This window comes from Psychrobacter sp. R86515 (genome assembly GCF_042466315.1).
GTDB lineage: Bacteria > Pseudomonadota > Gammaproteobacteria > Pseudomonadales > Moraxellaceae > Psychrobacter.
In genome coordinates this window covers 3,108,726-3,130,804 of record NZ_JAXHCC010000001.1, presented here as the reverse complement: position 1 = coordinate 3,130,804, position 22,079 = coordinate 3,108,726, and the positions used below count along the sequence as shown (strand labels likewise).

The 22,079-nt window shown below is 43.6% G+C and carries 20 protein-coding genes; 11 read left to right on the top strand and 9 right to left on the bottom strand.

Features of this window, described 5'->3' with window-relative positions:
- Positions 1-59: 59 nt before the first annotated feature.
- From SJY28_RS12815 to SJY28_RS12790, 6 genes are all read right to left on the bottom strand, one after another.
- Positions 60-725, bottom strand: coding sequence for a trimeric intracellular cation channel family protein (locus SJY28_RS12815; RefSeq protein ID WP_057760888.1), 666 nt, complete (start codon positions 723-725; stop codon positions 60-62).
- A gap of 71 nt (positions 726-796) precedes the next feature.
- Positions 797-1,432, bottom strand: coding sequence for a trimeric intracellular cation channel family protein (locus SJY28_RS12810; RefSeq protein ID WP_379544758.1), 636 nt, complete (start codon positions 1,430-1,432; stop codon positions 797-799).
- Between the two features lie 100 nt (positions 1,433-1,532).
- Positions 1,533-2,684, bottom strand: a complete 1,152-nt coding sequence (locus SJY28_RS12805; protein WP_379544757.1) for a multidrug resistance efflux transporter family protein — start codon at positions 2,682-2,684, stop codon at positions 1,533-1,535.
- A 61-nt stretch (positions 2,685-2,745) separates the two neighbouring features.
- Complete coding sequence (gene queE, locus SJY28_RS12800) at positions 2,746-3,477, bottom strand: 7-carboxy-7-deazaguanine synthase QueE (RefSeq protein WP_379544756.1); 732 nt, start codon at positions 3,475-3,477, stop codon at positions 2,746-2,748.
- Positions 3,478-3,702: 225 nt separating this feature from the next.
- Complete coding sequence (dapD, locus tag SJY28_RS12795) at positions 3,703-4,524, bottom strand: 2,3,4,5-tetrahydropyridine-2,6-dicarboxylate N-succinyltransferase (protein ID WP_057760881.1); 822 nt, start codon at positions 4,522-4,524, stop codon at positions 3,703-3,705.
- 224 nt (positions 4,525-4,748) lie between these two features.
- The gene (locus tag SJY28_RS12790) at positions 4,749-5,705 is read right to left on the bottom strand and encodes an alpha/beta fold hydrolase (RefSeq protein WP_379544754.1); all 957 of its coding nucleotides are present in this window, start codon (positions 5,703-5,705) and stop codon (positions 4,749-4,751) included.
- 377 nt (positions 5,706-6,082) lie between these two features.
- Between SJY28_RS12790 and SJY28_RS12785 the strand changes: the two genes are divergently transcribed.
- From SJY28_RS12785 to SJY28_RS12755, 7 genes are all read left to right on the top strand, one after another.
- Positions 6,083-7,285: an FAD-dependent oxidoreductase gene (locus SJY28_RS12785; RefSeq protein ID WP_379544753.1), complete on the top strand. Its 1,203-nt coding sequence runs from the start codon at positions 6,083-6,085 to the stop codon at positions 7,283-7,285.
- A 231-nt stretch (positions 7,286-7,516) separates the two neighbouring features.
- Positions 7,517-8,509 (top strand): arsenosugar biosynthesis radical SAM (seleno)protein ArsS, encoded by a 993-nt coding sequence (arsS, locus tag SJY28_RS12780; RefSeq protein ID WP_379544752.1) that lies wholly within the window; start codon positions 7,517-7,519, stop codon positions 8,507-8,509.
- 90 nt (positions 8,510-8,599) lie between these two features.
- Entirely contained in the window at positions 8,600-9,421 is an 822-nt protein-coding gene (locus tag SJY28_RS12775) for a DUF547 domain-containing protein (protein WP_379544751.1), read from the top strand.
- A 30-nt stretch (positions 9,422-9,451) separates the two neighbouring features.
- Positions 9,452-10,171 carry a TIGR04283 family arsenosugar biosynthesis glycosyltransferase gene (locus SJY28_RS12770; protein ID WP_379544750.1) on the top strand — a complete coding sequence of 240 codons (720 nt, stop codon included), beginning with the start codon at positions 9,452-9,454 and terminating at the stop codon, positions 10,169-10,171.
- Between the two features lie 84 nt (positions 10,172-10,255).
- On the top strand, positions 10,256-10,489 hold the full coding sequence (locus tag SJY28_RS12765; protein WP_379544749.1) for a hypothetical protein: 234 nt from the start codon (positions 10,256-10,258) through the stop codon (positions 10,487-10,489).
- Positions 10,449-10,919 (top strand): TIGR04282 family arsenosugar biosynthesis glycosyltransferase, encoded by a 471-nt coding sequence (locus tag SJY28_RS12760; protein ID WP_379544748.1) that lies wholly within the window; start codon positions 10,449-10,451, stop codon positions 10,917-10,919. Before SJY28_RS12765 ends, SJY28_RS12760 begins: the two co-directional genes overlap by 41 nt.
- Positions 10,920-11,027: 108 nt before the next feature.
- Entirely contained in the window at positions 11,028-12,071 is a 1,044-nt protein-coding gene (locus SJY28_RS12755; protein ID WP_379544747.1) for a methyltransferase domain-containing protein, read from the top strand.
- 156 nt (positions 12,072-12,227) lie between these two features.
- Here the strand turns inward: SJY28_RS12755 and mtnP are convergent, their stop codons facing one another.
- Positions 12,228-13,121 (bottom strand): S-methyl-5'-thioadenosine phosphorylase, encoded by an 894-nt coding sequence (gene mtnP / locus SJY28_RS12750; RefSeq protein WP_379544746.1) that lies wholly within the window; start codon positions 13,119-13,121, stop codon positions 12,228-12,230.
- Positions 13,122-13,603: 482 nt separating this feature from the next.
- On the opposite strand from mtnP, the gene SJY28_RS12745 reads away from it, so the two are divergent.
- Genes SJY28_RS12745 through SJY28_RS12735 form a run of 3 tightly spaced genes read left to right on the top strand, consistent with a single transcriptional unit; the run spans position 13,604 to position 17,193 of the window.
- Positions 13,604-14,623, top strand: coding sequence for a TAXI family TRAP transporter solute-binding subunit (locus SJY28_RS12745; RefSeq protein ID WP_057760864.1), 1,020 nt, complete (start codon positions 13,604-13,606; stop codon positions 14,621-14,623).
- Complete coding sequence (locus SJY28_RS12740) at positions 14,601-15,179, top strand: DUF1850 domain-containing protein (RefSeq protein ID WP_379544744.1); 579 nt, start codon at positions 14,601-14,603, stop codon at positions 15,177-15,179. Before SJY28_RS12745 ends, SJY28_RS12740 begins: the two co-directional genes overlap by 23 nt.
- Positions 15,180-15,189: 10 nt before the next feature.
- Complete coding sequence (locus SJY28_RS12735) at positions 15,190-17,193, top strand: TRAP transporter permease (RefSeq protein WP_238050775.1); 2,004 nt, start codon at positions 15,190-15,192, stop codon at positions 17,191-17,193.
- A 144-nt stretch (positions 17,194-17,337) separates the two neighbouring features.
- On the opposite strand, the gene lipA is transcribed toward SJY28_RS12735, so the two are convergent.
- Together lipA and SJY28_RS12725 are read right to left on the bottom strand one after the other, a co-directional pair.
- A complete protein-coding gene (gene lipA / locus SJY28_RS12730) occupies positions 17,338-18,381 on the bottom strand; it encodes a lipoyl synthase (protein WP_057760861.1) in 1,044 nt (347 codons plus the stop codon).
- Between the two features lie 148 nt (positions 18,382-18,529).
- On the bottom strand, positions 18,530-18,940 hold the full coding sequence (locus tag SJY28_RS12725; protein WP_379544741.1) for a carboxymuconolactone decarboxylase family protein: 411 nt from the start codon (positions 18,938-18,940) through the stop codon (positions 18,530-18,532).
- Between the two features lie 420 nt (positions 18,941-19,360).
- On the opposite strand from SJY28_RS12725, the gene acnB reads away from it, so the two are divergent.
- Positions 19,361-21,964, top strand: coding sequence for a bifunctional aconitate hydratase 2/2-methylisocitrate dehydratase (gene acnB / locus SJY28_RS12720; RefSeq protein WP_379544740.1), 2,604 nt, complete (start codon positions 19,361-19,363; stop codon positions 21,962-21,964).
- Positions 21,965-22,079 lie beyond the last annotated feature (115 nt).

The following is a 22,079-nucleotide window of genomic DNA, read 5'->3' as shown; positions in this document are numbered from 1 at the left end:
ACTAAACGCGCTCAAATATGGGCGCGTTCGTATTTTTGAAATGAAGGCACGCCCTAGTATCAGTATTTCCACTCTAGTGTGGGGAACTGCCAATCGTAACGAATAGCAAGCATACGCAAAGTAAAAATCGTACTCATCGTAGAGATGTCAGCTACCCAATCTGTCACGCCTAAATTCTTTAGAGCAAAGTACAGAACCCCACCGGTCAACGCTGCTGTGATATAAATCTCTTGCTGTAGTACCAATGGAATCTCATTGCAAATCATATCGCGAATGATGCCACCAACCACGATGGTAATCACACCTAATAACAGCGCTACAGGTACATTGGCACCCATACTATCAGCGACTTTGATGCCGATCAGTGTAAATGCTGACAGACCAATAGTGTCGGAAAGTTTGAGGAACTTATCCACTCGTCTTGAGTTTGGATGAAAAAATATCTGCATCGCTAGTGATGAAATCGTAATAAGGGTCAGATAGCTCATATCTACCATCCAAAATAACGGATGGCGATCCAGAATGACATCACGTACCGTGCCGCCACCGATAGCGGTGACAATAGACACGAGCAGACAGCCGAAGACATCGAAGTTTTTGTGCTTAGCAAGTATCGTGCCTGAGACGCTACAAGCGATGATGCCAATCATATCAAAGAAATATATCAAAGAGCGCGGGTCAAAAGTAGTGATCAGTACGGTAGGATCCAATACGATAGCCAACATGGGCAGTTCTCACTATTTTCAATTATTGTCAGTCAAACAAAGGCTATCTAAGTAGAGTCTTGCTCAATCAATCAGTCTACGAGCCGAATAGAAGGCAGATGCCAGTCGAATCTGAGCGCGAGCATACGAACTGCAAAGATCACAAACAGCATAATAAATTCGTTGAGACTGGCACCCACTCCGAAATACTGTAAGCATAAATAGGTCACCGACCCTGCGATACTGGCAGTAATATAAATCTCACGCTGTAGTACCAGCGGAATCTCATTACAGATGATATCGCGTAGTAAACCACCGATAATTGCAGTCCAGACACCCATCATAATGGCAATCAGGGGAGACATGTCTAGGGTTAAGGCTACCTTAAAACCAATGACACTAAAAGCGGCCAGCCCAATGGCATCAAAGAACTTCAACGCATTATCAATCTTATGATAAAGGTGAAAGAAGATTTGTAAGATAAGAGAGGTCACCGTGATAACGATCACGTAATTAAGATCAGTCATCCAAAATAGAGGGTGACGGTCGAGAGCCATATCACGTAAAGTACCACCGCCGATGGCATTGACCATCGCTACCAGAATACAACCAGCGATATCAAAGCCTTTATGCTGCGCGAGTAAAGTCCCTGCAATCGCGCAGGCAACGATGCCAACCATGTCCAATAAATATAATAGAATATCAGGAAAAATCAAAGCATTACCCATGGTTATAGTGCCAAATCGTGATCATCAAAGTGATAGGTGTTTTTTAGGCGGTTATTCAATGCATAAATTTGACGAAATAGGCATAGTGTTGTAGTGCCATTTAGCCGTCTTTTGCAAAAAATATCAGCCCTACAATAATTAGCCCTATACCGACCAGTCCCATCGCCGAAGGTATGGCGTTATCTAACAATAATATACCCCCGATCAAAGCAAAGATAACTTCACTGGCTTGGGTTGAGTCAACGCCTGCAACCTCGCTTGAAGTAACAGCTTGCTCGCGCGCATACAAAAATATAGTGGTCGCTGCCACGCCTGCTAATAGGGCAACGAGCAACGTATTGATTATTTGTGAGGGGTGAGGTTGGTCAGGGCGCACTATAATGCCCAAAAACAGCCAAAATGGCAAACACCCAAGAGTCATTAGCCACACTTTGTTAAAGGCATTTTGCAGTAGCGTGGTTTCGATAGAAGGAATACGAGCAATTAGATTTTTTAGGGAGGAGGTGGCCGCAGTGTTGTCACTTTGCAGTACGCTATCGAGGTCGGTAGCATCATATGTCGTAGCTGGCAAATCATAAGCTTCGGATATAAGTGGTTCACTCTGCTCATTAATATCAATACCAATACTAGCTTTTTGAGCGTTCAGCTCTGCTGCTTTCTGTAATTCGGTATTGCGCTGGCGAGCATTATGAGAAGCTTGCCAAACCAGCTGGTTACCAATTGGGTAACTAAAAGCAGCGATAAGAGCGGGTAGCGCACCATAGAGCAGCATGTCAGACATGGGGACGGCATCGGTTATAGAAGCAGCATGCAGACCTTCGCTGATATTGACGAGCGCCACACCGACAAAGACAATGACAGCATATACGATGAATTTTTTATCAAAACGTTGACCAAATGCCAATAGTACAAGCAAACTGGCGACGACGGTAAACATAAAGGTAGCCGCTACCACCCATCCCGCAACATGATCTGCGGCATAGCAAATACCAGTATAAAACAGTCCAAATCCGATACTGCCAGTGATGCACCAAAAGCCCCAATGCTGTAGAAAAATTCTCATTAGCGCTTTAATATGACCAAAACCATGTTGTATCGTAATAACGGCGGTGATAATCAACAGCATAAAGACATAGCGCAGACTCGCTGACCAAAACCAATGTCCACCTGCGCTACTCATAAGCTCATTTAAGATAAATGTCGAGCTAAAAAACGCACCCGCTAGCAAGCCCAATAAAATGAGTTTGATCATACCGCTACCTTATCCATGGCACTCAACGTGTTCACACTTTTTGTTTGTTACTTGCTGATAGTTACTTGCCTTTGGCATCTGCCCAAATGATCTTATGCAATTGCAGCTGAAAACGAACTGGCAAAGCATCAGCCAACATCCATTCTGCTAGCTCGCGCGCCAATACAGGTACTTCAGGGCTAAGCTGTTCATCGACATCATCTGCGACATTAAACATCGGAGAGAACCACACCGTACCGACCAATTCGTTTAGCTTATACTCGGTCAATTTAGCTTTTGCCCAATCGTAATCTGTACGATTCATAATGACAAACTTGATTTGATCGTGCTGAGTGAGATGGTTGAGGTTTGACCATAGATTTTTATCGACCTCACCTGAGCTTGGCGTTTTGAGATCCATTACCTTACTGACTGCTGCTGGCACGTTTTCTACCGTGAGCGCGCCTGCGGTCTCAAGGGATATCTCATACCCATCGCTCAGCAAACGTTTCATCAATTCAATGGCATTTGGCTGTGCTAATGGTTCACCACCAGTCAGACAGATGCGCTTGCACGGATAACCTTTGATGGTTTCTATGATGGTTTCCAATGATTGACGTTCGCCGCCAGTAAAAGCATATTCGGTATCACAATAGACACAGCGCAGCGGACAGCCTGTTAGACGTACAAATATCGTCGGCAAGCCTGAAGTGATTGCCTCACCTTGTAAGGAATAAAAAATCTCAGTCAGACGTAACCCTGCTTCAGGGTCAGTGACAGGGATAGCGGCGGTGCGTAATGATGATTCACTCATAATATTTCAAATACAGTTAAAGGTCGATAAGGCGATGAAGCGCTTATCAATCGTAATAAAAAGGCAGGGGATGGTACGAATGATTTTGTGTTTGTATAAAGACAAACTAAAAGAGGATTATAACGTAACGCGTTATATTAAGCTGCAAAAAAGATGCTGGAGTCATCCTCCAGCATCTTCATATAAAACAATATTGTTTAATAAACAACGGTACTTGCCAAATATTTAGGCTAAGCGTAATAGCTCATTTACTGATGTTTTTGCACGAGTTTGCGCATCAACTTTTTTCACGATGATAGCAGCGTACAAGCTGTGAGTGCCGTCTTCTGACGGTAAGCTACCTGGTACAACAACAGAACCTGCTGGTACACGGCCACGATGAATCTCGCCAGTCTCGCGATCATAGATGCGCGTTGATTGACCGATGTAGACACCCATAGAGATGACCGCGCCTTCTTCAACGATAACACCTTCAACGATTTCAGAGCGCGCACCGATGAAGCAGTTGTCTTCGATGATAGTAGGGTTTGCTTGCAATGGCTCTAATACGCCGCCGATGCCAACGCCGCCTGATAGATGTACGTTTTTACCGATTTGAGCACATGAACCAACAGTCGCCCATGTATCAACCATCGCGCCTTGATCGACATAGGCGCCGATGTTGACGTATGACGGCATCAATACTGCGCCTGCTGCGATGAATGAACCTCTACGCGCGACAGCTGGTGGTACAACGCGTACGCCTGCTTCTTTAAACTGTGCTTCGGTCCAGTTAGCAAACTTAGTCGGTACTTTGTCATAGAACTGTACGTGTTCGCCAGCGGCTTGGACGTAGTTGTCGTTTAGACGGAAAGATAATAGTACGGCTTTTTTGGCCCACTGATTGACAACCCATTCGCCATCTTTCTTTTCTGCTACGCGCAGGCTACCGTTATCTAGTTGCTCAAGTACTTGATTGATAGCATCGCGCACGTCTTGTGGCATATTAGCTGGGCTGTATTCGTTACGGTTTTCAAAGGCTTGTTCGATGGTTTGTTGTAATGACATAAAGGTTCCTAAAATGAATGAAAGGGAGGGTGATCTTAATGTTATGGTTAAAGACTTATATGACCCAGCCTAAAGAAAATTCAAGGTATGGCTTGGTCCAAAAACTTGCTTGCCGTATTGTCGCTAATTTGACCACTTTTAGCAAACGCGTTGAGGGTCTTATTGTGACAATATTAAAGGAATTGTTTTCAGGTATCCTCTCAAAACAACTCCTTTATCATGATTTAATCGTCTGTCGTGTTGGTCTCTATCCACTCTAAAATATCTTGGTAAACGGTCTGTTTATCCTTTTCGTGCAGTACTTCATGACGCATATTAGGATACAGCTGAATATCGACATGACTGAAATGACGCTTGTCCAGACGCGTGACAACCCTACGTATACCGCGACCCATTTCACCAATCGGATCATCTTCACCGCTGATAAACAGCATCGGGAAGTTTTTGGCAATAGTGGTAGCCCAATTTTTACTTAGTCCAGTATCCATGAGCGTAAACAATGTCATAAAGCCATTATTGGTAAAGTCAAAACCAGTCTTAGGATCGGCTTCATAGGCTTCAATGTTTGCGGTATTTTCACTGAGCCATGAAAACTGTGAGGACGAATTGCGATCAGATAGTTGGCTGTTAAGGACTTTATTCATCACCTTGGCGAAAACTGTATTCGGTTGTCTTGGGGCGACTCTGGCCAGTAGCTTGTTAATAGGTAATAAAACCTTGGCCAGTGGGTTGGCGTCTGCGGAACCCATTAGGATAGCACCTGTGAAATTATGCGCATGATGCTTGAGTACATTGCGCACGATAAACGACCCCATCGAGTGACCCATCACAAAATGCGGAACGTCTGGATGACGGTCTTTTAGGCTATCGGCCATGACAATCACGTCTTTCAAAAGCGACTGTACCGGATGCTCTTCACCGAAAAACCCAAGATCGGCCTCAGTCTTGATAGTCTGTCCATGACCCAAATGGTCATAAGTCGCCACAGCGATACCATTGTCTGCTAAAAACTGTGCAAAATCACTATAGCGTCCGCTGTGCTCTGCCATGCCATGCACAATCAGTAAAGTCGCGCTAATCTCGACGTCTTTGCTACTTGGTTCAAAAAAGTCATGATGCAAGTAGTGAATATTGTCAGAAGACAAAATGTGATCGTTACTGGTATCGATATTGGTACTCATGTAATGTTCCTTGATTACTTATAATTTTCATTAACGGTTTTGACGATGTTTCTCAAGTAATGGGTCAAGCAGCGCAATTTATCATGCGGCTCTTATAATGTCCTATTGTACTGGGCGATGATAAATAATTTCACCTTATTTTATGATTTTAATTCAGTTATACAAAATATCATTCTACTAATAACGGTTGATGCAGTGACTATGGTTGAATATGTATAAGTCACATGAATCGAATGAGCCATTTACGCTCTTACTGTTTGCCCGCAACAGACTGGTCTTATTGATATGATACTTTTAAATGAGTTTTTAAAGTCATTTATATCAATCAATATTCGATCAAATACTAACAGCAACTAACCACCTTGATAAAATCATCTATGACGAAATTTTTACCGAAAAAGACACTACTATTGGCAGGCGCAGGTCACGCTCACATTGGTATATTACGCCGACTTAGCGCCGCGCGTTTAAAGGATGCCGATACGATAGAGGCAGACATTCACTTAATTAGTGAGCAACCGCAAACCATCTATTCTGGCATGTTACCGGGTTGGATGGCAGGGCATTATCAGCTGCATGATATCAGTATCGATATCAAATCGCTCTGTGTGCGAGCAGGTGTGCGCTTTATTCAGCAGTCGCTTGTACAAGTAAACGCAGCGTCAAACAAGGTGGTTACGACTGGCGATGAACAAACGAATTTTGATTACGATGTCTTGTCTTTAAATACGGGCGCAGATACAGACATGCGTTGGCTACGTGACCACAATGGCTACAACGAGCATAAAAGCGATAGTGATGATAGTGATGTTGGCGCTGTTAATACCTATGCTAATACTGACGTGATTGCTATACGACCGTTATCAACATTTATCACTCAATGGCAGCAGATTCTAAAAGATACTCAACAGTCTGAAAGGTATCAATTGGCTATTATTGGGGCAGGCGCTGCGGCCATAGAGTTGGTCATGGCAGCCCAAGTCGCGCTACGGAACATCAACCGTAACCATCAGGTGACATTAGTATGCGGCGAGAATCTATTGTCAGGGTTTAACTCAAACTTTCGTCACCGAGTTGTTAAGCAGCTAGATCGTCATGGTATTACGGTAATTCGAGAACGAGCAACGGATTATCGCGATGGTAAATTATCGACCACCCATAAATTATTGCCAATGAATGCTGTCATCGCTGCGACTGGCGTCATAGGCTCGGCATGGACGGCTTCTACGGATTTGGAGATAGAAGGTAATGGGTTTGTCGCGGTAAACGATAAGCAACAGAGCGTCTCTCATTCTAATGTGTTTGCGGTTGGTGATGTGGCGACACGAGTCGATAAATATGTGGCGCACTCAGGGGTTCACTCGGTGCATGGTGGTGCTGTCGAAGCCGATAATTTATTGGCCTATTTGAAAGATAGCATAATGAAGAGCTATCAGCCAAAGTCACGCACGCTATATCTGCTGTCTTGCGGTGATAAATACGCCATTGGTAGTTGGGGTAATGTAAACCTACAAGGTCGCTGGGTATGGCATCTCAAGAAGTATATCGATAAGCGTTTCATTGAAGCCGATAAGAACTAACCAAGGTTAATGCTCATTTGGAATAAACCATAAAATCCATATGATTAGTTGTCAATGCTTATTGATAATCAGGTATGATTGATTAGGTAAACCGTAAAGTGAGCGAGTAGGTTTTACATTGTAAATCTTAAAAATAAACAGTAAAAGCAATGCGCTAACTTTGTTTTCTACTCTTTAATGTCACGTTGCTATCCTTTTTTAGTTGTACTGCTAACAGGATTTTAGACCACCATGAAATCAACTATCGAGCTACTTGAGCATACTGATTTTCCAGCGATAAAACGACGTCAATTGACGATATTGCAAGTCAATATGGGCTACTTATGCAATATGTCCTGCGTGCATTGTCATGTGGCTGCCAGCCCTTATCGTACTGAAATGATGTCACGTGAGTTGGTTGAGCTGATACCAGAGGTATTGCAAGCACAAAACATCGATACGCTTGATTTGACGGGCGGTGCGCCTGAAATGCATGAGGATTTCAAGTATTTGGTCAAGGCCGCTCGGGCATTAGGCGTCAAAGTAATAGACCGCTGTAACCTGACCATTCTTATGGAAGAGGGTTATGAGGATATGGCGCAGTTTTTAGCAGACAACCAAGTTGAAGTGGTGGCGTCTTTGCCTTGTTATTCTTTAGAAAACGTGGATAAACAGCGCGGTAAAGGTGCGTTCGATGACAGTATATTGGGATTGCAAAAGCTCAATCAGTTGGGGTATGGCAAGCCTAATTCAGATTTGACATTAAACTTGGTTTTCAATCCGCAAGGTGCGACGTTACCGCCCAATCAACAACAGCTTGAAGCAGATTATAAGCGTGAGTTAAAAGCGCACTTTGATATCGAATTTAATCATCTATTTGCCCTAACAAATATGCCGATTCAGCGTTTTGGTGCGGTGCTATTAGCAAAAAACCAGTTCCACCCGTATATGGATTTGCTCAAAGCTAATTATATGGCTGCTAATTTGGCCGAGGTTATGTGCCGTTCGACCATTAGTGTCAATTGGTTGGGTGAGTTATTTGATTGTGATTTCAATCAGCAGTTAGAGATTCCTGTCCCAAACAAGTCACGGCGACACCTAAGTGATTTGTTGACGCAAAACCCTTCTGGTGATGACATCGCCATTGCTGACCACTGCTATGGCTGTACAGCAGGACAGGGCAGTAGTTGTGGCGGCGCGTTAGAAGAAGAGGCAGTAGAACCAGCGTTAGTAGACACGCCTTAGTCGTTCTAATATAAGTACGTTCAATATAAGTACTAAGGCATAGATAAAAAACATAGATAAAAAACAATCAGTGTAAACGGAGTAAGCCTTATGTCGGTATTTAATTTTTCAGCGAAAACGTTGTTCGCCCAACCAGTGATTGCCACGACTATTTTATTAGCAAGCGTGGCCGCTCATGCTGACTTTAATCATCAAAGTTGGGATAGTTTATTAAATAAGCATGTGACCATGACCAACGGTGGTAAAGCTTCAGTGGTCAATTATGCTGGCATGAAGGCAGATCAAAGTAAGCTGACAAGCTATCTGGAAGCGACAAGCAAGGTATCTCAATCAGAGTTCAATCGTTGGAGTAAAAATGAGCAGTTGGCTTTTTTAATCAACGTTTATAACGCTGGTACGGTAGATTTGGTATTGACGAAATATCCAAACGTTAAATCTATCAAAGATATTGGCGGACTGTTTGGGTCACCATGGAAGCAAGAGTTTGTTTCGCTACTCGGTAAAACGCGCTCACTGGATGATATCGAGCACAACCTGATTCGTGGTTCTAAACGTTACAACGATCCGCGCATTCACTTTGCGGTCAATTGTGCCAGTATCGGTTGCCCTGCATTGCAAGATGATGCCTTTACTGGCAAGCGTTTAGACAGTCAGTTGGAGCAGGCGACGTCTAAGTTTTTAGCAGACAGTAGTCGCAACAGTCTCAAAGGCGATACGCTAAGAGTGTCACCAATTTTTAAATGGTATAAAGAAGATTTTGCAACCAACTGGCGCGGTACAAAAGATTTGGCAGGGTTTCTAGGTCGTTATAGCTCGTCACTAGGATTGAGTAAAGCTCAGACAGCGGATATCAAACAAGGCAAGATAAAAATCAGCTATACCGACTACAACTGGAATTTGAATAAAAAATAAGCCAGTTTTTAATCTTACTAGTTGATTAACGTGACGGTATATCCATTGAACCTATCAATTATTGTTCCGATATTAAATGAAGCGGATAACTTGCCTAAGCTTATAGCTCATATTGTCAGTCTCGATCCGGCACCGCAGCAAGTGATATTGGTCGATGGTGGTTCAGTAGATGGTTCGATTGCTATCGCCAAAGAAATGCTCAAAAGTACAGAGATTGCTCAATCAGTTATTGATTGGCATATTATCGAATCTACCGTAGGACGCGCACAGCAAATGAATGCGGGCGCTATATTGGCAACAGGTGACGTGCTGCTATTTTTACATGCTGATACCGAGCTGCCAGTTGACGCGATAGATAACGTTCAGCAGGCAATAGCTCAGTACGATTGGGGACGTTTTGATGTCCGTTTAGATTGTCATGAGCCATTGTTAAAAATCGTCGGGTTAATGATAAACCAACGCTCGCGCTTAATGGGTATAGCCACTGGTGATCAAGCAATATTTATCAAAAAGTCCGTGTTTGAGCAGATTGGTGGCTATCCTGATCAGCCATTGATGGAAGATATAGAACTGTGTAAACGGCTAAAGAAAATTGCTCGACCAGCTTGTCTAAAAAGCACAGTGACGACCTCAGCAAGGCGTTGGCAGCAGCATGGTACATGGCGGACGATTTTTTTGATGTGGCATTTGCGCTTTGATTATTGGCGCGGCGTATCGCCTAATGTTTTAAAGCAACGTTATTATAAGTAATGAAGTTGTTTGATTTATAAACATGATAGACAAGATAAGAAAGAGTTCACCCTCGTGCATTTGACTAATTGAGAGACCGTTATAGTGACAGCTGATTTATCTGCAAGACAGCAAGATACCTGTATCATTCTGTTTGCAAAATATCCAGCGCCCAATAAGGCAAAAACCCGTTTACAGCCAGCACTGGGTATAGATGGCGCTGCACGTATGGCAAGGCAGCTATTACTGCATAGTATTGAGCAGGCTATTGATACGGGCTTTTCCGTTCGAGCTATGTGTGAGTCCAGCACCAACAGATCCATGCTGGCAAGCATTTGATTTGTCTGACTCGTTGCGCTGGTCTGCGCAGGCCGAGGGTGATTTGGGTTTGCGTATGTTGATAGCCAGTCAGCTCGCATTGCAACGTTTTGACAAGGTTGTATTAATTGGTACGGACTGTCCTAGTCTTACGTCAGCATGTATTCAGACAGCGGTACAGCAGCTAAATCAACATGATGCGGTTATGATTCCAGCAGCTGATGGTGGTTATGTGTTGTTAGGGTTTAGAGAGGTTGATGACAGCCTGTTTTCGGACATTGTTTGGAGTACACCTAGTGTTGCTGCTGTTACTAAGCAGCGCATAGCCGCATTAGGCTGGACACTTACACTATTTGACCCTTTACATGATATTGATGAGCCTACAGATCTAAAGCATTTGCCATCAGGCTGGCTAGATTCTTACATCAATATTAAGGTCGATAATAGCTGATAACGCATAATTAATAACTAGGTCAATAAACTCACTAACGTAGTTGTATATTCTAAAATGATTTACTAAGACTTTTAACTGGATGGCACATTCAATAAGGATATTGTTATGCATGACGTCGTGCAAAATTACTATGGGAAAGAGTTACAGAGTACCGATGATTTAAAGACTTCGGCTTGTTGTGATATTAGTAATATGCCTGAGTGGCTCAAGCCATTACTCGCGAATATTCACGATGAAGTATTGAATCGCTATTATGGCTGCGGTCTGGTATGTCCAGCACTGCTCGAAGGCTGCCGAATTTTAGATTTGGGCAGTGGCTCAGGCCGAGATGTCTACGCATTGGCGCAATTGGTTGGTGAGAGTGGGCACGTAGTCGGTGTTGATATGACCGATGAACAGCTAGCCGTTGCCAGACAGCATCAAGCCTATCATATCGAGAATTTTGGCTATGATAATGTGACATTTTTACATGGCTATATCGAGAAACTAGATGAGCTAGACCTTGAAGCTAATAGCTTCGATATCATCGTCTCAAACTGCGTTATCAATCTATCACCAGACAAAGCCGCGGTCATGGCCAGTGTGCAGCGTTTGCTGAAACCTGGTGGAGAGTTCTATTTTTCTGACGTCTATGCCGATCGCCGTATCCCGCAACACTTAATCGATGACCCAGTCTTATATGGAGAGTGTTTAAGCGGCGCGTTGTATTGGAAGGATTTTAACCGTTTGTCACGAGATGCAGGATTCTTAGACGTACGTTTGGTTGAAGATCGCCCACTTGAGATTACAGATCCTGCTTTGGCGGCTAAAATTGGTGATATTCAGTTTTTCTCTGCAACTTACCGCTTATTTAAAATTGACTCGCTTGAGGATGCTTGCGAAGATCACGGACAAGCGGTGATATATAAAGGAACTATCGAGCAGTCCCCGCATCGTTTTGATCTCGATAAACATCATGCTATCGAAGCTGGTCGGGTATTTCCAGTATGTGGCAATACGTTTCGCATGCTGCAAGAGTCGCGCTTTGCGCCGCATTTTGAGTTTATCGGTGATGACAGTCGCCACTACGGTATTTTTGCGGGCTGCGGTGAGCTAATGCCATTTACTCAACCTATGATGTTAGTATCTGGTGCAGGTGGTTGTTGTTAACATTAAAGTAATGTATTTAGCATAAATTTAAATATACATGCTTAATTATAAAAAGGCCATTATTTTACATAATGGCCTTTTTTGATTCAATTGAAATCAGATTAAGACTAAATCGATTAGCAGTAGTCAGTTAAAGATGGAAAAGACGCACTAAAATTACGCTAGCAAGGCGGCCAGTCTAATCTTGGTATGCTCGTCCATCGCATCTATAGGTGTGACTAGCGCTTGTGCGAGGGCATTGTGAGCGATTGAATCAGGCAGTTCAGCGGCAATCAAAGCCACGGCTTTCTGTATCACTTTTTGAGCATTGTCCGCATTTTTCATGAGGTTCTTTATCGCATAGTCGGCACTGACGGCTTCTTCCGTTGGATGCCAACAGTCGAAGTCTGTCACCAGAGCTAATGTGGCATAAGCAATACTGGCTTCACGAGCCAATTTGGCTTCTGGCATATTGGTCATACCAATGATATCTGCCTGCATCTGACGATACCATTCTGACTCTGCCCGAGTTGAGAATTGAGGCCCTTCGATACAAATATAAGTTGCTTTAGAATGACTGCTACCTTCTGCAATATCTGCTTGGTCATAAGCGCGCGTCAAGAGTTCTGCTAGAGCAGGACAAAGCGGGTCAGCTATAGATACATGAGCGACGGCACCCTCACCAAAGAAAGTACTTACTCGCTGCTTGGTCATATCGATCATTTGATCAGGCACGACCATATCTAATGGCTTAAGATGCGCTTGTAATGAGCCAACTGCTGATACGGATATAATATAACGTACCCCAAGCGTTTTTAGCGCATAGATATTGGCACGATAAGGCACTTCGGACGGGGTCAGTCTGTGGCCCTGACCATGCCGTGTCAGAAAAGCAACGGTCACTCCCTCAAGCTCACCTAAGACAATATCATCAGATGGACTGCCATAAGGCGTCTGTATCGTTACACTGCGTTTGTTGGTCAGTGATGACATTTGGTAGAGACCGCTGCCACCGATGATAGCAATATCAGCAGATAACGTTGCCAGTACTTCCGTGTGGGGTATTGTCATAAGGACTATCCGAGTAGATTAATAAAAGAGAGACACAGACTAGTGCCATGTAATATCCTGAACCAAAAAATAGCTCAGATAAAATATAGCAGAACTTTTGTCCTTATAGTTATAAATTGAGATAGTTATAAATAGAGAATTCTCATTAATTGCTATATCTAAAAATTCCCAAGAAATAATGCGATATGACAATATTTTCCAGATATCGATAAAGGTTTACAATAGCGACAATTTTTGTTTTAATATTTATTAAATGGAACTTTGTTTCGCATAGCAAAACATACGTATATGTTAGCTTAATTAATGAATGCCCTATATTTTCTCTGATAGCTTTAAATATAAGGTATTGAAAGAAAAAGAGAAAGTAAGCTAAGGTTTATTTATTGACAGAATTACTATATTATTACTCGTCTGTAACGTATTTATGTATAAATACGGATATTGTTAAACGTACAAAATCGACCATTTCAAGGATGAATTCAATGCTTAATTCTTTAAAATCCCCATTACTTTTGTCAGCTATGTTGAGTGCTGCGTTAGGTCTAACTGCATGCTCATCTCCAAGCTCAGAGGGCAGTGATACTGCATCTGCAGATAGCGCGGCAACGGATACTGCAGCAGATAAGCTTGATACTAAGTTTTTGACCATCGCTACTGGCGGTGCGTCTGGCCCTTACAACATTATTGGTACTTCGTTGTCGGAAGTCTATGTCAAAACCTTTGGCGTAAACTCAAAAACTCAAACCACTGGTGCATCGGTTGAAAACGTCAATCTATTGACCCAAGGCAAGGTCGACATGGTCTTGGCACTAAGTGACGTGGTTACGGATGCTGTCGAAGGTAAAAACAACTTTGAGCAGCCAATCACTAACATTCAGCAGATTGCTGTTTTGTACCCTAATGTGGTGCAAATCGTAACCTCGAAAAAATCTGGTATCAAAAACATTGAAGATTTACGAGGCAAGCGTATTGCGGTAGGCGATCAAGGTTCTGGTACAGAAGTCAATGCTCGTACTTTACTTGAAGGGTTTGGTATCACATATGATGACGTCACCGTTGATTATCTAGGCTTTGCTGAAGCCGCTGATGGTATGAAAGCAGGTAAGATCGAAGCGGCATTCTTTAGTAGCGGCCTACCAAACTCATCTTTGATGGAGTTAGAGCAGGGCTTAGATTTACAGATTGTCACTATCAACCAAGACAAGTTAAAAGAAATCATCGCGACCAAGCCTTACTTCAAAACCTTTGAGATTCCTGCTGGTACTTATGGCAACGAAACAGCCGTACCAACTGCAGCAATTATGAATGCACTATTGGTTAGCTCTGACCTATCTGAAGCGGATGGTTATAAACTAACCAAAGCATTGTTCGATAATTTAGATGGTCTAAAAACAGCTCACCAAGCGGCCAATGATATCAGTCTAGAAACCGCTCGTGATGGCATGGTAGCCCCAATCCATCCTGGAGCTAAAAAGTACTATGACGAACAAGCAGCCAAGTAATTTATTATGGTTATCAACTGGCGCGGCATTTATTGCAGCGCTGGTTTTTTTTACGCTATTTTTTTTTACGCTATGGTTAGGCTCTACGCTTCAGTCTGTCGTCGAAGTGCGAGTCGCAGGCGTAGACGGTGCTGATGATAAGGTTTGCTATTTCACTGAGCCTGACTTTCAGCTACGTTGGATACATTCTGTAGAAAAACAGTGGTGGGAAGAGCAGTATCAACGCATAGACGGCAGCAGCACAGAAGGTGCGGAGCTGTTACTGACCACGACCTATTTTGAAGCGTTCGGTGCGGGGACACCCTCCACCGAAATGCTCGCTCCTATACAAAAGCCTGGCTATCTGGGTTATCAAATCAACGAAAAACTGCCTCGCCTTAATTGGGTCGTATCTAGACTGACCAAAGGTGAAATGGATTATGGTGGTCATCGTTTCTTGATTCACCAGTGGGTGCCAGACTATTCTGAAGTGGTGATCATGCCTAAGACGTATGATTTAATTGATAGATTTAAAAAGGACTTTTGTCATGAACTCCCAAGTGACGGATCAAGGTAGTGTGACTACCATGCCAGATGCTCAAGTTGATAACGATGCTGAGGCGGATGCGGTCAACCGAGCAGTATTGGAAAAATATGACCGAGAGTCAATCACGCGTCATATCACTCAAGGACCAGTAAAATATTTTATTGCTGGCATTTGTATACTCTATTCACTGTTTCATTTATATATCACTTTTAATCCAATGCCAGCATTGCTACAGCGCTCTGTGCATGTAGGTGTTGGTTTTGCATTGATATTCCTAATTTTTCCAGCCAGCAAAAAAAGCAGTCGCAAACGAGTGGCATGGTATGACTGGATTTGGTTTGCCCTGTCTCTATCCGGTATGGGCTATCTCATCTATGAATATCAAGATATCGTGACCTCGCGTGGCGGTATGGCAAATCAGGTCGATGTGATATTTTCTTTGATTACAGTAGTCTGCGTACTAGAGGGCAGTCGCCGTATCACTGGGTGGATTTTGCCAATCTTGGCCGGCATATTTTTGGCCTATCCATTTGTCAGTCATCTAGACTTTATGCCTGACAGACTTTTGACTCGCCCTTATGATATGGGTGATATCTTTGGTCAATTATTCTTAAAAACAGAGGGTCTATATTCTGTTGCGATTGGTGCATCGGTCACCTTTATCTTCTTGTTCATTCTGTTCGGTGCATTCTTAGCACGTTCGGGAATGGGTCAGTTGTTTAATGATTTGGCATTGGCCATCGCTGGTCATAAAAAGGGTGGACCTGCAAAAGTAGCGGTTATCTCTAGTGGTTTTATGGGTAGTATCAATGGCTCAGCTTTATCAAATGTGGTTAGTACGGGTGCCTTTACCATTCCGTTGATGAAAAAGGTTGGCTATCATAAAGATTTCGCGGGTGCAGTTGAGGCCAGTGCTTCGGTTGGTGGACAGATTTTGCCACCGATTATGGGTGCCAGTGCCTTTATTATGGCTGAGACAACAGGCTTGCCGTATAGCACGATTGCCTTAGCAGCATTATTACCAGCGATATTGTACTATTTAGGCGTCATCGCGCAGGTGCATTTCCGAGCTGGACGTCGCGATCTAAAAGGTATCGCCAAAGAAAATTTACCAGCGGTCAAAGAAGTATTGAAAGCCCGCGGTCACATGCTATTGCCGATTGTCTTCTTGATTTTCTTATTAATCAGAAACGTACCTGTAGGATATGCAGCAGCTTATACCATTGGCTTTACCGTTGTGATTAGTATGCTACGTGCCGAAACGCGAATGAGCTTTTCTGATATTTTGGGTGCATTAGAAGATGGTGCGCGACAGTCGTTAGCGGTTATGGCTGCTTGTGCGGTCGTCGGTATTATCATTGGTGTTGTGAGTCTGACCAGTTTTGGTACGGTAATGACATCCTCTATCGTTACGCTAGGTGCAGGATCATTATTCTTTACGCTTATCTTAACGATGTTGGCATCAATGGTTTTGGGCATGGGACTACCCTCTATTCCTGCCTATATCATTACGGCGACGATGGCTGCGCCAGCATTGGCCGGTTTTGATATTCCAATCTTATCAGCGCACATGTTTGTTTTTTATTTTGGTATCTTTGCCAATATTACACCGCCTGTGTGTCTTGCAGCCTTTGCGGGTGCAGGTATATCCGGTGGAGATCCGATGAAAACAGGGTTCTTGTCCCTCAAGCTTGCCCTCGCAGGATTCATCGTGCCGTTTATGTTTATCTATAATCCAACGATGTTGATGATAGATCCAACCGGTTTAGCAGTTACGGCAAAAGATTTCCCGCTGCCACCTATTGTAGATATCATTACAGTGGTAGTGACTTCGGTGACGGGTGTCATTGCGCTGAGCTCAGCACTTGAAGGCTACTTCAGAGGCGGTATGAATACGGTGACTCGTGTCATCTTAGCTATTGGTGCTTTACTATTGATTTATCCTGAGATTACGACTGGTATTGCAGGTGGTATTATTGTCCTTGGTATTGCTGCATTCAATATAAAAACAGCTGGAAAGCCAACGCCAACTTTAACCGTGTAAAGCGTTAGGTTTAATCATTCTTAAATCTAACAAAGCTCAAAAAAAGGGTGAATAACAAATTTGTTATTCACCCTTTTTAATATTCTTAAGAAATGTTTTAGCGACTGCTGTTCGCAACTACTTTCACATCACTTTATTGCTAAATTAGCAGCCGAGTTTACCTTCAGCTTCTAATGCTTTTTTGCTACGGATAGGTGCTGGGCAGTCTTCGCCGTAGTACTGACGATCTGCAAAGTAGCTTGAGCGTACCATTGGACCTGCCCAAATGCTAAAGAAGCCAATCTTTTTACCGTAGTCCATATAGCGTTGGAACTCGTCTGGATGGACATAACGATCGACAGGCGCGTGGTTTTTACTAGGCTGTAGATACTGACCGATAGTAATCATATCTACATCATGAGCTTTTAGATCATCGAGTAGGGCATAGATCTCTTCTTCTGTCTCGCCAAGGCCAACCATAAAGCCGCACTTAGTGGCGATATCAGGACGACGCTCTTTATAAATCTTAAGCAAATCTAGCGAATGCTGATAGTCAGAACCTGGACGGAAGGCTTTGTATAGACGTGGCACGGTTTCGATGTTGTGGTTAAACACATCTGGTGCAGTCTCTGTCAGTAAATCCAATGCGATATCCATACGGCCACGGAAATCTGGTACTAGGATTTCAATCAAGCAGTTTGGGCTAAGTGCTCTTGATTCGTTTAGCACTTCTACAAAATGTCCAGCACCGCCGTCTTTTAGATCGTCACGATCGACAGAGGTGATTACGGCATATTTAAGCTGTAGACCTTGAATCGTCTCAGCAGTATGACGCGGCTCATCTTTGTCTAGCTCATTAGGACGACCATGGCCTACATCACAGAACGGACAGCGACGCGTACAGATATCACCCATAATCATAAAGGTGGCTGTACCATCAGCGAAGCACTGTGGCAGGTTAGGGCAGGCCGCTTCTTCACAAACGGTATAAAGCTTTTGCTCACGCAAGGTTGCTTTGATACGAGCGACTTCAGCAGGCGAGGACATTTTCACCCGAATCCAATCAGGCTTTTTCTTTGCCTCGACAGTCGGGATCACCTTAATTGGGATACGGGCAACTTTGTCATAGCCACGCAGCTTTTCGCCTTGGATGGCTTTTTTTGGTTTGGCCTTAGCAGCAGGTACATGTGTTTGTACGGCAGTTGTCATAATGGAGTTATCTCTTAACCCTTTATATTATAAGGGTTTATGGAATTATCAGAATGTTTTATGAGTGCAGATATTATAGCAGAAATTTGGTCGTCAATTTTTAAACAATATTGTTAAGATTACTATGATTGCTCGGACGACCATAGTTTTAAATATCTATATCGATTTCCAACTCATTCAGTATATCTATGGCGGCGCGAAACGCTTCTTGAGTGGCAGGTGCACCGCAGTACGGCAAGCTATGCATGAGCACTTCTCTAATCTCGGCGACACTAGCCCCGTTGTTAATGGCACCGCGTATATGACCTTTCAACTCATTTGGGCTTTTTTGGGCAATTAAAAAGGCAATAGTGATTAACGAGCGATACTTACGCGGTAATACTGAGTCATCTTGCCAAGTGCTGCCCCAAGCGTGTTCAATAATCCAGTCTTGCAGTGGCTGGGTAAATCCTGTGGCAGCATCAAGCGAGCGTTTGACATGCTGCTCACCCATGACCTCAGTGCGTACCTTGAGACCATTGCCATAGTTAGGATTGTTGTCCGTATTGCCATCAGTCATATCGTCGTCCTTAATATTTTTACCAAAATGTTTTCACCAAATCGACTACTAATCAATCGACTATTAATAAATCTAAGTTGCTACATTTTTTTAAGCGAGATTTTATCGAAGTTGTTTCTTACAAAAGCGTATATCAGTCATATGGTGTCTGCTCAGTCATAAAGCAAGTACTTATTGATAAGCGTATTCAGGCAAATGCCAGTTATAATGAGCGCTACAATCATATTATTGATGACACTATTTTTATAATAAATGTTCAATATGGCCTTACTATGCGCCTTTTCAGAGCTGAGCCATTAACATTTAAAGCGTTTTAAGCTATGATTGCACGGATAATTATTTCATATAGTATATAGACGCAGGCAGTCATGCTGACTACCCACGTAATGTGCTACACCCCAACTGACGAGGACGACTATTGTGTTAGAAGCTTATCGTAAACATGTCGAAGAACGTGCTGAGCTAGGAACTGTACCCCTACCACTAAATGAAAAACAAGTAGTAGAGTTGGTTGAATTATTAAAGAACCCGCCTGCAGGCGAAGATGCGTTCTTGATGAACCTATTAGAAAACCGTATCCCTGCTGGTGTTGACCAAGCAGCATACGTTAAAGCGGCATTTTTGGCTGCTATCTTAAAGGGTGAAACATCATCACCACTTATCAGCAAGCAAAAAGCCGTTGAAATTCTAGGCACTATGCAAGGTGGCTACAACGTTCAGCCATTAGTTGCTGCACTAGATGATAGCGAAGTTGCACAAGACGCTGCTGAAGCATTAAAGAAAACTTTGCTAGTATTTGACGCGTTCAATGACGTGACTGAAAAAGCAGAAGCTGGCAACACTATTGCTAAAGAAGTGATTCAGTCTTGGGCTGACGCAGAATGGTTCTTGAACCGTGCTGAAGTACCAAAGAAAACCACTTACACGACGTTCAAAGTAACTGGCGAAACCAACACGGATGACTTGTCACCTGCGCAAGACGCATGGAGCCGTCCTGATATCCCATTGCATTCACTAGCCATGCACAAAAACTCTCGCGACGGTATCAATGCTGACGAAGAGGGCGTTGTTGGCCCAATGAAGCAAATCGAAGCACTGAAAGAAAAAGGCCATCCGCTAGCCTATGTTGGTGATGTTGTTGGTACTGGTTCTAGCCGTAAGTCTGCAACCAACTCAGTATTGTGGTTGATGGGTGAAGATATCCCTAACGTGCCAAACAAACGTGGCGGCGGTTTAGTACTTGGTAACAATATCGCTCCTATCTTCTTCAACACGATGGAAGATTCTGGCGCATTGCCAATCGAAAAAGTGGCAGTTGATAACCTAAACATGGGTGATGTGTTTGACATCTATCCGTACGAAGGCAAAATCACTAAGCATGACTCTGATGAAGTACTATCAACGTTCTCACTAAACTCACCAACATTGCTTGATGAAGTTCGTGCTGGCGGCCGTATTCCATTAATCGTTGGTCGTGGTTTGACTAACCGTGCTCGTGAATACATGGGTCTTGGTCATTCAGACATCTTTGCTAAGCCAGAAGAGCCAGCTGATACTGGTAAAGGCTTTACGCTTGCCCAGAAAATGGTTGGTAAAGCTTGTGGCCTGACAGGCGTACGTCCAGGTATGTACTGTGAGCCTAAAATGACTACGGTCGGCTCTCAGGATACGACTGGTCCGATGACGCGTGATGAGCTAAAAGACTTGGCATGTTTGGGCTTCCAAGCGGATCTCGTGATGCAGTCATTCTGTCATACTGCTGCTTATCCAAAGCCAGTTGACGTTGAGACTCAGCACACACTACCTGACTTTATTATGAATCGTGGCGGCGTAAGCTTACGTCCAGGTGATGGTATCATTCACTCATGGTTGAACCGTATGCTACTTCCAGATACCGTTGGTACTGGTGGTGACTCGCATACTCGTTTCCCAATGGGTATCTCGTTCCCAGCGGGTTCTGGTCTAGTTGCTTTCGCAGCTGCAACTGGTGTAATGCCACTTGATATGCCTGAATCTGTCCGTGTTCGTTTTGTTGGTGAGCGTCAGCCTGGTATCACCCTACGTGACCTAGTACATGCTATCCCTTATCAAGCGATCAAAGAAGGTTATTTGACGGTTGATAAGAAAGGTAAAATCAACGAGTTCAACGGCCGTATTCTTGAAATCGAAGGTCTAGAAGATTTGACCGCTGAGCAAGCGTTTGAATTGTCTGATGCCTCAGCTGAGCGTAGTGCTGCTGGTTGTACCATCACTTTGTCTGAAGCGTCAGTGACTGAGTACCTAAACTCAAACATCACGCTGCTTAAGTGGATGATCTCAGAAGGCTATGGCGATGCACGTACGATCAGCCGCCGTGTTGAGCAAATGCAAGAGTGGTTGGCTAACCCAAGCCTCATGCGTGCTGACGACGATGCTGAATACGCGATCGACATCACTATCGATATGAGCGAAATCAAAGAGCCTATCCTTTGCTGCCCGAACGATCCAGATGATGCAAAAACGCTAGCAGACGTGGCTGGTGATACGATTGATGAAGTATTCATTGGCTCATGTATGACCAACATCGGTCACTTCCGTGCCGCTGGTAAATTGCTACAAGACGTACCAGCAGGTAGCCTGAAGACTCGTCTATGGATTGCGCCACCTACTAAGATGGATGCACGTCAGTTGATGGAAGAAGGTTACTACAACATCTATGCACAAGCCGGCGCTCGTACTGAAATGCCAGGTTGTTCACTATGTATGGGTAACCAAGCACGTATCGCACCGAAATCTACTGCGGTATCGACCTCAACTCGTAACTTCCCGAACCGTCTAGGTCAAGGCGCTAACGTATACCTAGCTTCTGCAGAGCTTGCAGCAGTCGCAGCGGTACTTGGTAAGTTGCCGACTAACGATGAGTATCAGCAGTATGCTGGCATGCTAAACAGCATGGGCGATGAAGTCTATCAATACATGAACTTCGATCGTATGGAAGACTATACTGAAGAAGCAGACAAGATCAATGTTGCTCAATTGAGCTAGTCTTGGTTGATGCTTAAGCCAAACGTTTTTGAATAAATAAAAACCCCGTATCGTGATGATGCGGGGTTTTTGTTTAAATTTTCTTCACGACATTTAGTGTCGTTTACCGACGGAT